Source organism: Corallococcus interemptor (assembly GCF_003668875.1).
Classification (GTDB): Bacteria; Myxococcota; Myxococcia; order Myxococcales; family Myxococcaceae; genus Corallococcus; species Corallococcus interemptor.
Map to the genome: position 1 here is coordinate 21146 of NZ_RAWM01000102.1, position 11749 is coordinate 32894.

11 protein-coding genes are annotated in these 11749 nt (G+C 70.2%); 3 read left to right on the top strand and 8 right to left on the bottom strand.

Annotated elements, in window-relative coordinates:
- Positions 1 to 6: 6 nt before the first annotated feature.
- The 4 genes from D7X96_RS28530 to D7X96_RS28545 all read right to left on the bottom strand — a co-directional run bounded on the left by D7X96_RS28530 (position 7) and on the right by D7X96_RS28545 (position 4004).
- Positions 7 to 1581 (bottom strand): caspase family protein, encoded by a 1575-nt coding sequence (locus D7X96_RS28530; protein WP_121771203.1) that lies wholly within the window; start codon positions 1579 to 1581, stop codon positions 7 to 9.
- Positions 1582 to 1646: 65 nt separating this feature from the next.
- Positions 1647 to 2438, bottom strand: coding sequence for a DUF4384 domain-containing protein (locus D7X96_RS28535; RefSeq protein ID WP_121771199.1), 792 nt, complete (start codon positions 2436 to 2438; stop codon positions 1647 to 1649).
- Positions 2435 to 2977: an RNA polymerase sigma factor gene (locus D7X96_RS28540; RefSeq protein ID WP_233610006.1), complete on the bottom strand. Its 543-nt coding sequence runs from the start codon at positions 2975 to 2977 to the stop codon at positions 2435 to 2437. Before D7X96_RS28540 ends, D7X96_RS28535 begins: the two co-directional genes overlap by 4 nt.
- Before the next feature lie 28 nt (positions 2978 to 3005).
- Positions 3006 to 4004, bottom strand: coding sequence for a hypothetical protein (locus D7X96_RS28545; RefSeq protein WP_121724197.1), 999 nt, complete (start codon positions 4002 to 4004; stop codon positions 3006 to 3008).
- A gap of 243 nt (positions 4005 to 4247) precedes the next feature.
- Between D7X96_RS28545 and D7X96_RS28550 the strand changes: the two genes are divergently transcribed.
- A complete protein-coding gene (locus tag D7X96_RS28550) occupies positions 4248 to 5072 on the top strand; it encodes a nucleotidyltransferase (protein ID WP_120552415.1) in 825 nt (274 codons plus the stop codon).
- Positions 5056 to 5760, top strand: a complete 705-nt coding sequence (locus D7X96_RS28555) for a metallophosphoesterase family protein (RefSeq protein ID WP_120552423.1) — start codon at positions 5056 to 5058, stop codon at positions 5758 to 5760. The genes D7X96_RS28550 and D7X96_RS28555 overlap by 17 nt, the downstream gene beginning before the upstream one ends.
- On the opposite strand, the gene D7X96_RS28560 is transcribed toward D7X96_RS28555, so the two are convergent.
- From D7X96_RS28560 to D7X96_RS28575, 4 genes are read right to left on the bottom strand one after another with little or no spacing between them, the layout of a single operon-like run.
- Entirely contained in the window at positions 5757 to 7205 is a 1449-nt protein-coding gene (locus D7X96_RS28560) for a DUF4340 domain-containing protein (protein ID WP_121771200.1), read from the bottom strand. The genes D7X96_RS28555 and D7X96_RS28560 overlap by 4 nt on opposite strands.
- Positions 7202 to 8755 (bottom strand): GldG family protein, encoded by a 1554-nt coding sequence (locus tag D7X96_RS28565; RefSeq protein WP_121724195.1) that lies wholly within the window; start codon positions 8753 to 8755, stop codon positions 7202 to 7204. Before D7X96_RS28565 ends, D7X96_RS28560 begins: the two co-directional genes overlap by 4 nt.
- Before the next feature lie 2 nt (positions 8756 to 8757).
- The gene (locus D7X96_RS28570) at positions 8758 to 9561 is read right to left on the bottom strand and encodes an ABC transporter permease (RefSeq protein ID WP_121771201.1); all 804 of its coding nucleotides are present in this window, start codon (positions 9559 to 9561) and stop codon (positions 8758 to 8760) included.
- Positions 9562 to 9579: 18 nt separating this feature from the next.
- The gene (locus D7X96_RS28575; RefSeq protein ID WP_208647392.1) at positions 9580 to 10323 is read right to left on the bottom strand and encodes an ABC transporter ATP-binding protein; all 744 of its coding nucleotides are present in this window, start codon (positions 10321 to 10323) and stop codon (positions 9580 to 9582) included.
- Positions 10324 to 10365: 42 nt separating this feature from the next.
- Here D7X96_RS28575 and D7X96_RS28580 point away from each other — a divergent pair, with 42 nt between their 5' ends.
- Entirely contained in the window at positions 10366 to 11559 is a 1194-nt protein-coding gene (locus D7X96_RS28580) for an aspartate kinase (protein WP_120552419.1), read from the top strand.
- Positions 11560 to 11749 lie beyond the last annotated feature (190 nt).

The window sequence follows — 11749 nt, forward strand, 5'->3', positions numbered from 1 at the left end:
GCTCCCTCATGGCTGGTACGTGAGGAGCGCGGCCAGCTCCCAGAACCCCAGGGAGCGCTGCGCGTCGACGGTGTATTGGAGGTACTGCAGGCGGGTGCGCGCGGTGAGGTTCAGGTGGCGCGTGAGCTGGAAGCGCGCGCCCGTCGCGAGGCCCGGGGACACCATGGCGAAGCGCTGATCCGGGAACGCTCCGTCATCGAACTTGCGGCCCATGATGAGGTACGCGACGCGCACGCCCACGAACGGAGCGACGCGGCCCACGGGCCACTCGGCGGTGAGGCTGGTGCCCACGTTCACCACGGAGTAGCGGTACGCCGGGCCCTCCAGCGTGGACAGCGTGAGCACGCTGTTCGTGCCGCCCACCGCCGCGTCGAAGCCCCAGACCCAGTCGCGGCGGAAGTAGTCGTGCAGCTCGGCCTCCGCGCCGAAGAGCGGGACGGAGAGGAACAGGGACTGGCGCGTCTGGGCATCGAAGAAGGACTGGAAGCCGCCGGTGAGGCCGAACGCCCACCAGGCGCCCCGGTCCCTCATGGCGCCCTTCACCGGGTCGTCGGAGAAGGGCGCGTCCTTGAAGCGCGGCTCCTGGAGGATGGTGGTCCGTCCGCGCGCGACCTCCACCTCGCCGATGCGCAGCCGGTCGTTGAGGCGGCGCTTCACGCGGTAGGTGCCGGGGGCCAGCGCCACGCGGCGCTCGGCGTCCACGGCCTTGTCCAGCTCCGCGACCACGAGGCCTGCCGGATCCACGAAGTAGTACGAGCCCGCGGGCGCGTTGCCGGGGACGACCAGGCCTTCGGCGCTGGCGCGCAGGTCGGTGAGGACCAGGTCGCCGTTGCCGGCCAGGTCGTAGCTGAACGTCGGGTGCTGGGGGCCGGCGCTGCTGTCGGCGGTGTCCGCGACGGTGCGGGCGTAGGCGTGCGAATACGCTTCGAAGAGCGTCACGCGCCCGTCGCCGCTGCGGTCCGCGTCTCCCAGGAGGCCGCTGGCCAGGTGATGGGAGAAGTAGCTGCCGCCCAGCGCGTCGGATTCCTGGGAGTCCTCGTCCGCGGCGCTGGAGGTGAGGATGACGACGCCCCGGGCATCGCGGGCGGCGCCGGACTCCACGTCGAAGGCGGGGGCCTTGCGGGCGCCCTTGGTGCGGGTGAGCGCGCCGGAGCGGCACGAGTCGAGGATGGCGATGCGGATGTCCACCGGCGCATCAGCCAGCCGGCGCTTGAGCGCGTCGAAGGCGAGCCGCGAGTCGCCCAGCCGCAGCGCGCCGTCCTTCGCGTGGCCGGAGTAATAGACGAACAGCGCGGTGCGCTCGCCGCGAGCCTGGGCCGCGCGGGCCCGCTGCTCCAGGTCCGACAGGGCGAGGAGGAAGTCCTTCGCATCGTCGTCCAGCAGGAGCTTCGCGTCCGCCGGGGACACGCCGCCCAGCCGCGTGAGCAGGTCGTGCATCTTGCGCGCATCGTCGCGCGCGTAGCTCAAGGGCCGCGTATCCGCGCCACCCGTGTCGTTGCCCGCGATGAGCGCGAAGCGGTGCAGCGTGTCCGCGTGCGCGGCGGTGGAGGCCAGGACGAGCGCGGGAAGCGATGCCCGCATCGCCGTGGCCAGGGCCCGTGCCCAGGCCGCCACGGGGGCGAGTCCCTGTTTCACGGGGCCGTCGCTCATGGCTTCAGCAACACCCACTGCGTCTGCGCGCCCGGCACGTCCAGCGGGGCCATGCGCGTGACGTCCCGGCCCGCCGCGGTGAAGGCCTTCCGGGCCGCGTCACCCAGCGCATCCATGGACACGGGCGCGTCCGTGAGCACCAGCACCACGCGCTCCGCGCCCGCGCCGGTGAACTCCACGCTCTCCGGCAGCCAGTGCTGCCCCACGCCCGGCTCCACCGCGAGGCTGTCTCCGGACTCCGGATACAGCGGCGTCACCTCACCCTGCGCATCCACTGACAGCGCCGCCACGTAACGGTACGCGTCCGCCGTGTAGCCCAGCCGCACGCGCTCGCCGGGTTGCAGTGCCTCCGGCGCGTCGGTGCTCGCCACGCGCTGCGGATCCACGCCTCCACCGATGCGCAGCTCCGCCCCCGCGCCGCCCTTGAGGCGATTGCCCGCGACGGGCGGCTGGAGCGGATCCGTCCTGCCACCGGTCTCCAGCAGCGGGCGCGCCAGCACCAGCACCACCACCACGGACGCCGCCACCGCCATCAGCGGCCGGACCCACCGCGCCTGCGTCCTGGACTCCGTGGACGCCTGCCTCGCGCGGGCCCGCTCCACGCCGGCCTCGAACTTCTCGAAGGGCACCTCCGCCTCGAAGGCGGCCTGCGCGTCCGCGAAGGACCTCAGCGTCGCGCCACACGCGTCACAAGCCTCCGCGTGCCCGCGGACGCGGTTCGCCTCGGGGGCGGGAAGCTCGCCAGCGTGCAGGCGGCGCAATGTCCAGCTCGACTCGTGCGCGCTCATCGGACGCTCAGCTCCTCTCCACCCAGCTCCGCGAAATGCTCCAGCCGCTTTCTCACCGTGGGCACCGAACGCCCCAGCGCCGCGGCCACCTCTTCCAGCGTCATCCCGTCCACGTGGTAGTGGATCGCCGCCGCCTGCGTCTCCGCGTCCACCCGGGCCAGCAGCTTGCGCACCAGGTCTCGCGTCTCCATCGCCTCCGCGCCACCGTGGCCCTCGGAACGGGCCGCCTCGTCCCGCGCGAACCACTTCCTCCACGCCGCCCCTTCCGAGCGCAGCTGGTTGAGGCAGTGGTGCGTGGCGATCTTCATCAGCCACGTCAGCGGAGACGCCTCCGCCCGGAAGGAGTCCCCGTGCACGAGCGCCCGGGCGAAGACGTCCTGCATCGCGTCCTCCGCCCGGCTCGCGTCCTTCAGCAGATAGCGGCAGCGCTCACGCACGCTGCCGCCGTACTTCACATACAGCTCGCGCAGGACGGCCCGCCGGTCCTCGTTGGGTCGAGGGGGCACCACCTTCAGGGCCAGTGGGGTCGGTCCGGTCACGCGCGGCGCAAGCCTACCGCGACCTGCCTCATAGCGACGAGTACGACGCCGCCGTGAACCCGGCGCAGCCGGTCTGCGCGTCGCCATAGCCCTGGCCCGGGAACAGGTTGATCTCCAGGTAGGTGCTGAGGAAGTTCGTGTCCCAGCACTCGTTCACCTTCAGCTCGGCCGCCAGGTCGCCCCCGGTCGCCTTCACGTCCGCGCGCCCCGCGCCCGTCGCCGTCCAGCGGCTCTTGATGCTCACGTTCTCCAGCTTCGCGGCCTGCGGGTCGTTGTCGTTGATGTCCTGGAGCGTCGCGAACTCGAACTCGCCGCCCGCCGACGGGGTCGTCTTGTAGTGGTACTTGCCGTCCACGCGCTTCGTGGGGTCCTTGTCGTCGCGCACCTGGTGGAAGTCCGCGTCCACCGTGGCGTCCGCCGTGGCGCTCGGCCGCGCGTAGCGGATCTCCACCGTGCCCACGTGGTCATCCGCGTCCGGCAGCGTGTGGGCGGCGTCCCAGTCGATGAAGAGCTCCCCCGAGCCGAACCCGCGCTGCCGCTCGCCGTCCGCGTTCACCGCGACCTGCTGCGTGCCGGACAGCACCGCCCGGAACGCGCTGTCCTCCTCCGTCTTCCCCTTGCCCTCCAGCACCCAGGAGAACGACGCCTCACCGGACTTCGTCACCGTCAGCCGCCACGTGATGGGGCTCAGCGCCTCCGTGGCCGGACCCCACACCGCCTTGTTCTCCTCCAGCGTCGTGGGCGGGTACTTCGTAATCCGCTCGATGAGGCCGAGCACCCACGCCGTGCCGGTGTTCACCGACACCGTGGCGTCCACCGTCACCTGGTAATAGCCGGACTTCTGTCCCTGGCCGAACATCGCGGACGGCCCCGCGGCCGTCAGACCCTGCCCCTTCGCCTGGGGCGCCTTCACCTGCACCTGCTCCTTGGAGGGAAGGCCGTCGCGGAACTTCGCGTCGCCGGAGTCGGCGTCGTTGCAGCCAGCAGCCAGCAGCAGGGAGGCACACAGCAAGCTCTTGCGCAGCATGGTCGGGTGTCCTTTCAGGGCCCGTGTCGCGCGGGCCGTGCGGCAGTGAATTCGCCCCTATGGACACAGGCCGGCCCGAAAACAGAAAAAGCGCTCGCTTGAAGTGGAAAAGGGCAGTGAAACCACGCGCTTGGCGTCTGGCCGCCTGCTCTCCGGCCGCCCGCGCCCGCCTGCCCGACGGTTGAAATGGGCCATCCCTACCTTTCGCCCATGGAAAAACGACACCCGAACCATCCCGGGGAGATGGGTACGGACGCCACGCTGGCCGAGCGGGAGCGTGAGCCGGACGAGATCAACGCCCGCGCCAGAGCCGTCGGTCTGCTTCATGAGGCCGGGGTGCCGTTCGTAGTGGGCGGGGCGTACGCCTACGCCACCTATACCGGCATCTACCGTGACACCAAGGACCTGGACCTCTTCCCGCGCAAGCAGGACGCCATCCGCGCCCTGGACGTGCTGGAGAAGGATGGCTGGCGCACGGAGCGTCCGGACGAGGTGTGGCTCTACAAGGCCTACAAGGGCGACTACTTCGTCGACTTCATCTTCTCCTCCGGTAACGGCGTGGCGACGGTGGATGACGAGTGGTTCACCAACGCCAGGAAGGCCACCATCTTCGGCTACGAGTGCCTCATCGCGCCGGCCGAGGAGATGATCTGGTCCAAGGCCTTCGTCACCGAGCGCGAGCGCTACGACGGCGCGGACATCAACCACCTCATCCTCAAGGCGGGGCGGGAGATGGACTGGGACCGCATCCTCCGGCGCTTCGACCGCTACTGGGAGGTGCTGCTCAGCCACCTGATGATGTTCCGCTTCGCGTACCCCAGCGAGCGCGACATCGTGCCCAACTACGTGATGACGGAGCTGATGAGCCGCACGCTCCAGACGGTGCGCGATGGCAGCTGGGAAGAGAAGCTGTGCCGGGGCAACCTGGTGTCCAAGGTGAACTATCACGTGGACATCCACCACTGGGGCTTTGGGGACGGCAGGGCGTGGGACGAACAGGACAGACCCGAGGGGGGAACCCGTGGCGCGAGATCCGAGCTCGAAGATTCGGCTGGCAGCGGTCGGTGACCTGCACTGCCGCGAGGACCAGCACGGGCGCTTCCGTCAGCTGATCAAGCAGGTGAACGCCTCGGCGGACATGCTGCTGCTGTGCGGTGACCTGACGGACCGCGGGATGATTGAAGAGGGCAAGGTGCTGGCCGAGGAACTCTCGGCCTTGCGCGTCCCGTGCGCCGCGGTGCTGGGCAACCACGACTACGAGCACGGGCAGGTGAAGGAGATCTGCTCGGAGCTCTCCAAGGTCGGCGTGCACATCCTCGACGGGGACCACTACATCTTCGAGAAGGTGCTGGGCGTCGCGGGGGTGAAGGGCTTCGGAGGCGGCTTCGGCAACGCGACGTTGCAGGCGTTTGGCGAAGGGCAGACGAAGTCCTTCGTGCAGGAGGCCGTCACGGAGTCCCTCAAGCTGGAGGCCGCGCTCAGCCACCTGGACACGCCCAAGAAGGTCGTGATCATGCACTACGCCCCCATCCCGGAGACGCTGGAGGGGGAGAACATCGAGATCCGTCCCTTCCTGGGGACGAGCCGCCTGTCGATGCCCATTGACCACTACGGCGCGGCCTACGTCTTCCACGGCCACGCGCACCACGGCGCGCTCGAGGGCAAGACGAAGAGCGGCATCCCGGTGTTCAACGTCGCGATGCCGCTGCTCACCAAGTTCACGCCCGAGCAGCGCTTCGCCCTGATGGAGGTCTAGGGAGCCCCGCCGTCCGACGCTTCGGGCGGCGCCTCCTGCAGGTCCGCGGCGCGCGTGGGCAGGTCCGCCACCGCGCCCATGGACACCTCCACCAGGTCCGGCCCGGAGCCCCGCGCGTAGAGCCGGTCCTCCGTGTCCGGCACGGCGTCGCCCAGCCACAGCCGCGCCAGCTCCCGCCCGTCCCCGTCGCGCAGCACGACGCCCCGGGACGCGTCGCTGATGCCGTAGCGCTCCCAGCGCTTCACCTTCGCCTCGCCGAACGCCGCGGCCTTCAGCGACTCCAGCCGTCCCAGCAGCTTCACCACGCGGAAGTGCAGGGCGCGTCCGCCACCGGGGCCCTCCACCTGCCACGCGTCCCCGTTGCCCGCGCCGCGCGTCACCACCACCGGAGCGCCCTTGCCTCCGGGGAGGAACTCCAGTCGCCGCACGTCGTCGCGCGGGAACGACAGCACGCGCCGGTCCTTCAATTCCTGCACGCCCACGTCCAGCGTCGTCAGCGCCCGGGGCTCCACCTCCGCCAGCGTGGACTGAGCGCCCTGTTCCCGCAGCGCATGGACCACGGGCGCACCGTCACGGGTCACCTGCGCCAGGCGCACGCGGGTGGGCTCACCGGAGACAGGGACGAAGCGCGCGTCCACGACTGGCGTGTCCAGGCCCAGGGCCTTGCGCGTGGCGGCGGTGTCCTGCGGGAACGACAGGGCTTGATGGGCCGCGAACGCCTTGAGCAGGTCCGTCAGCCGGCCGGTGTTCGCGCGCGTGGGCTCCGGCTTCTCCATCCGCCACGACTTGCCGTCCGCCTCGCGCGTCAGCGACCAGGCGTGGTCCTTCGCGGTGACTTCGATGGACTGGAGCGCGGTGAGCTCCAGCGGCCCCAGGAACTCCTTGGCGCGCAGCTCGAAGGGGCCCTTGTCCAGCGAGTACCGCACGGCGCCGTCGGCCGCGTACACGGTCGCGTCGCCTTCGCGGCGCACGTAGACGGAGCCGTCGAACGGGTTCTCATCCCCACCGGCCAGCGTCAGGGTGCGTTGGCGGGACGGATCCTCCGCGCCTTCGCCGTTGGCATCCGGGAGGAAGGCCCGCGCCGTCACGGTGAACGCCGGGGACGTGAGCCCGTACTTCTTCAGGTCCGCGTCCGTCGGCGACGCGTTCACGGTGGCCTTGAACTTCGCCGAGGTGAGCTGCTGCACCAGGGCCTCCACCGCGTATGGATCCGCCTTCGCCTCCACGGGGGACACGAGCCGCCAGCCCTCCGGCGTCCGCTCCAGCTGCGTGGTGGCGCCGCGAGCCTTCACCGTCAGGTGCGTGAAGACGGGCGCCGGATCCGCACTCCGTTGTGGCCCTGCGGGCTCCGTCGCGAAGATCTTCGGCGGCGCGGGGGGCTTCTCCGCGTCGCGCGAACATCCCGCAGCCAGCAGCCCCAGCAACACGACGGTGGTGGCTCTCACCGGTTCCTCCTCGACAACCAGACGGCGAGCCCCACGCCCAGCAGCGACAGGGGCAGCAGGTCGGTGGACACGAAGCGCAGGGTCCGCATCTGGTCCTCGCTCAGCTCCAGGGTGGACGTCTCACGGTCGGGGGGACGCAGGGTGATCTTCTCCACCTGGTGGGACGCCCAGCCCAGGGCGTTCATCACCAGGTTGCGGTTGGCCTCGTAGCCCCAGTTCGGATCCAGAATCAGCTCCGAGTCGCCCACCACCACCAGCCGGGCCTCGTCGAAGCGCTTGTGCTCCGCCGCGCGCGTGTCGCGGGACGCGGCGGCCACCAGCGTGAGCTGTCCCATCTTCTCGCCGCTGGACGGCGTGGTGTCCTCCAGGGGCCGCGACTCCACCCACGCATACGGTGAACTCAGCAGCACGGGCTCCACCGTCACGCCGGGCAGCAGGAAGCCCTCGCGGATGAGCGTGAAGCTGCGCGGCGTGGGCAGCTGCACGTTGAGCCCGCGATCCTGCAGCGGGCGCGTGATGGCGTGCTTGCCATAGAAGTTCGACACCAGGACGAACGGGTTGCCCGAGTTGAACTGCGGATCCGCCGCCACGCCTTCATCCACCTGCACGCCGTAGTCCGCGAGGAACAGCCCCAGCCCGTCCTCCGTGTTCGCGTCGGTGAAGTACAGCAGCCGGCCACCTTCACCCAGGTAGCCGCGCAGGGCCGCCACTTCCGGCGCGGTGTAGTCCTGCTTCGCGCCAGCGATGACCACCAGCCCCGCGTCGCGAGGCACCTCCTTGCGGCCCAGCAGGTTGAGCGGTTCGGGGCGGTAGCCCTCGCGCAGCAGCTGGCGCCGCAGCTCCGTCAGCCCGTCCCCCGCCTTCTCCAGGGACCACTCGCCATGGCCTTCGAGGAAGTAGACCTTCTGGGCACCGGTCGCGCCCAGCTGGAGCAGGGCGTTGGTCAGCTCCTGTTCGGCGGGGACGGGCAGGGTGGTGTGGGGCGCGGAGTCGCCCTCGCCGCGCGAGATGACGACCAGCGTCTGTCCGTCCTTGAGCTGGTACTTCGCGGCCAGGGTCGGCTCGCGGCGCGGATCCACGAAGGCGTAGTCGAAGCGCTCCGGCGCCGCCTCGTGGTAGCGCCGGAACAGCTCCTCCAGCTCGCCATAGGACGGATGCGTGGGCGGGACGAGCGCCAGCGCATGGGCCTTCTCCTTCAGCCCCGCCAGCATCTGCACCGTCTGCGGCGCGAGCGAGAAGATGCGCTCCCGCGTCAAGTCCCACCGCTGGTTCTTGCGGAACGCCAGCACGTTGAGCGCCACCAGCACGCCCAGCACGGCCAGCGTGGTGAGCACCGACGACGCCAGGAACCGCCCCGTGCGCCGGGTGCCCGCGCGTCCCAGCTCCTTCCGGTGCGCGGCGAGATAGACCGCGAGCATCGCGGCGCCCAGCACGGCCTTGCCCGCGGCGAGCGCCACGCTGCCGGAGGTGAGGAGCAGCGTGAGGGGACTGGACAACAGGAGCAGCAGGCCGAAGGGCCCCAGCACCCGGGTGACGTGGGTCGCTCTCATGGTCACGCGTAGCGCTGCGCTTCCACCGCGCGGTGGGTGAGCAGCAGCGAGAACAGGATGACGGACGCGAAGAACACCAGCGCCTGCACCTCCAGGACGCCCTGGAGCATCCCCTGCAACTGCGCGTCGAAGGCCAGGTAGGACAGGAACGAGCGCAGCGGCTCCGCGGTGGACTGGGCCACGCCGCGCAGGAGCATCCACGGCAACAGCACGGCGAAGGTGAGGAACGCCGCCAGCATCTGGCTCTCCGTCAGCGCGGAGATGAACAGCCCCACGGCCATGCAGGTCGCGCCCCACAGGAGCACCCCGCTGTAGCCCAGGAGCACCGTGGGCCACTCCAGCGCGGATCCAGAAGGGCCCGAGCCCACGAGCGACAACAGCACCGGGAAGACCAGCGTCAGCCCCAGCGTGATGAAGATGAGGCCCAGGCCGCCCAGGTACTTGCCCAGCACGATGTCCACCGGCCGCACCGGCGTCGTGAGCAGCAGCGCGAACGTCTTCTGGCGCTTCTCCTCCGCGAACAGCCGCATGGACAGGAAGGGCGCGACGAAGAGCGTGAGGATCATCACCACGCCCCACAGCTGCACCACCACGCCGTCGGTGAGGTTGCGGTAGATGATGGAGTCCGGGGGCAGCTTGCTCCAGCCGTGCTCGCGCGCCAGGGACTGCACCTGCTGGAACTGCTCCAGCAGGCTGACGAAGAAGAACGACGAGAGCGCCGCCATCGCGGTGAAGACGGCGTAGGCCCACGGGGTGGTGAAGGCGACGGCCAGCTCCTTGCGGGCAATGGCCAGGGCGGTGCGCATGCGCTTGGGGCTCTCAGTTCAGGCGGCGGTCAGCTTGATGAAGACTTCTTCCAACGACGCATGCTCGGCCTGTCCATGGGACTTCGCCAGCTGGTCGATGGCGTCATGGGCCACCACGCGGCCCTGGTGGAGGATGAGGACCTTCTCGCACGTCACCGTCACCTCCGGGAGGATGTGCGTGGACAGCAGCACCGTGTGCTTGCCCGCGAGGCTCCGGATCAACGCCCGCAGCTCCGCGCGCTGCGCCGGGTCCAGGCCTTCCGTGGGCTCATCCAGGATGAGCACCGGCGGTGAACCGATGAGCGCCTGCGCGATGCCCACGCGCTGTTGATAGCCCTTGGACAGGTTCTGGAGCACGCGGCCCATCACGTCGTCGACGCCCGTGAGCCCCGCCACCCGCGCCACCTCCGCCTTCACCGCGCGGCCAGGCACCTGCTTGAGCGCCGCGACGAACGCCAGGTAGCCGTGCACCGTCATCTCCGGGTACAGCGGCGGCGTCTCCGGCAGATAGCCGATGCGCCGTTTGACCTCCATGGGGTGCGTGGACACGTCGAAGCCCGCCACCTTCGCGCTGCCCTCGGACGGGGGCAGGAAGCCGGTGAGGATCTTCATCGTGGTGGACTTGCCGGCACCGTTGGGTCCCAGGAAGCCGAGCAGCTCGCCCTCACCGACCGTGAAGGACAGGTCCTCGATGGCCACGCGATCGCGATAGCGCCGGGTGAGGTTGCGCACCTCGATGATGGGCTTCTCGGTGATTGGCATGCGCGGGGTCGAACTCTACACTGCCCCGGAAGCGAGGCGTGGATGCCAATCGTGGTGCAGAAGTATGGCGGCTCATCGGTCGCTGACGCGGAGAAGCTCGGCAAGGTCGCGCGCCGCGTGAAAGAGAAGCGGGACGCGGGTTATCAGGTCGTCGTCGTCGTGAGCGCCATGGGCGACACCACGGATGACCTCTTGTCCCTGGCCAAGAGCGTGTCCCAGGACCCGCCCCGGCGTGAGCTGGACATGCTCCTCACCTGCGGCGAGCGCATCTCCATGGCGCTGTTGTCCATGGCGCTCCAGGAGCAGGGCGTGCCGGCCATCAGCTTCACCGGCAGCCAGAGCGGCATCATCACCAACGACGCGCACGCCCAGGCGCGCATCGTGGAGGTGCGGCCCTACCGCATCCAGGACGAGCTGGCGCACGGCAAGGTCGTCATCGTCGCGGGCTACCAGGGCGTCTCCTACAAGAAGGAGGTGACGACGCTGGGACGCGGCGGCTCGGACACCACCGCCGTCGCGCTGGCCGCGGCGCTGGACGCGGAAGCGTGCGAAATCTACTCGGACGTGGACGGTGTCTTCAGCGCGGATCCGCGCGTGGTGCCGGACGCGCGCAAGCTGGAGTCCCTGAGCTACGACGAGATGCAGGAGCTGGCGAGCGCCGGCGCCAAGGTGCTCAACGCCCAGGCGGTGGAGTGGGCCAAGGCGCGCGGCATCACCATCCTCGCGCGCACCGCGCACGGGCAGGGCACCGGCACCAGCGTGCAGGAGCTCGCCGTCCCCACCGACAGCCGCGTCAAGGGCGTGACGGCTGACGCGGAGATGGCCGTGCTCGTCTCCCACGCCAGCGTGCCCCTGCAGGAACTGCTGGAGTTCCTGGACGCCAGGGCCGTCCGGGGCCGCACGCTCGCCCATGACGGGCTGCCGGGCGCGCCGGGACGCACGTTCCTCGCGGTGCCGCTCGCGGACATCCACGGGCCGGAGGCGCTCCAGCGCGAGCTGGCCACGCGCTTCGGCGCGGGCGTGGAATGGCGGGACGGGTGGGGCACCGTCACCTGCGTGGGTGTGGGGCTCAACGCGGACTGGGTGCCGCTGCGCAAGGCGCTGTCCGCCGCCGAGGATTTGTCCGCCCGCGTCCATGCCGTGAGCACCTCGCCCCTCCAGGTGACCCTCCTGGTGGACAAGGCGCACCTGAAGACACTCACGGCCCGGCTGCACCGGGAACTGCTCGGTAGCTGACACGCGCAACGGCCCGCGGGCTCCGTTGATCCGAGGACTTGCGGACCCTCCCTGGGGACAAGCCGACATCCTTCGTCGAACTTTCGTTCCCACGACAGGCACGGCGCTTCCTTCCACGCAGTCGATGCCTACCCTCCGCCCCTGAACACCGTGGAGGGTGGGGCATGTCATACGGGCTGTCTCTTATACA

What these genes read in the sequence shown, in the direction of transcription:
- D7X96_RS28530 (WP_121771203.1), bottom strand. Translation starts at nt 1,581, where the DNA reads ATGCGGGCATCGCTTCCCGCGCTCGTCCTGGCCTCCACCGCCGCGCAC.
- D7X96_RS28535 (WP_121771199.1), bottom strand. Translation starts at nt 2,438, where the DNA reads ATGAGCGCGCACGAGTCGAGCTGGACATTGCGCCGCCTGCACGCTGGC.
- D7X96_RS28570 (WP_121771201.1), bottom strand. Translation starts at nt 9,561, where the DNA reads ATGCGCACCGCCCTGGCCATTGCCCGCAAGGAGCTGGCCGTCGCCTTC.
- D7X96_RS28545 (WP_121724197.1), bottom strand. Translation starts at nt 4,004, where the DNA reads ATGCTGCGCAAGAGCTTGCTGTGTGCCTCCCTGCTGCTGGCTGCTGGC.
- D7X96_RS28565 (WP_121724195.1), bottom strand. Translation starts at nt 8,755, where the DNA reads ATGAGAGCGACCCACGTCACCCGGGTGCTGGGGCCCTTCGGCCTGCTG.
- D7X96_RS28550 (WP_120552415.1), top strand. Translation starts at nt 4,248, where the DNA reads ATGGGTACGGACGCCACGCTGGCCGAGCGGGAGCGTGAGCCGGACGAG.
- D7X96_RS28575 (WP_208647392.1), bottom strand. Translation starts at nt 10,323, where the DNA reads ATGCCAATCACCGAGAAGCCCATCATCGAGGTGCGCAACCTCACCCGG.
- D7X96_RS28580 (WP_120552419.1), top strand. Translation starts at nt 10,366, where the DNA reads ATGCCAATCGTGGTGCAGAAGTATGGCGGCTCATCGGTCGCTGACGCG.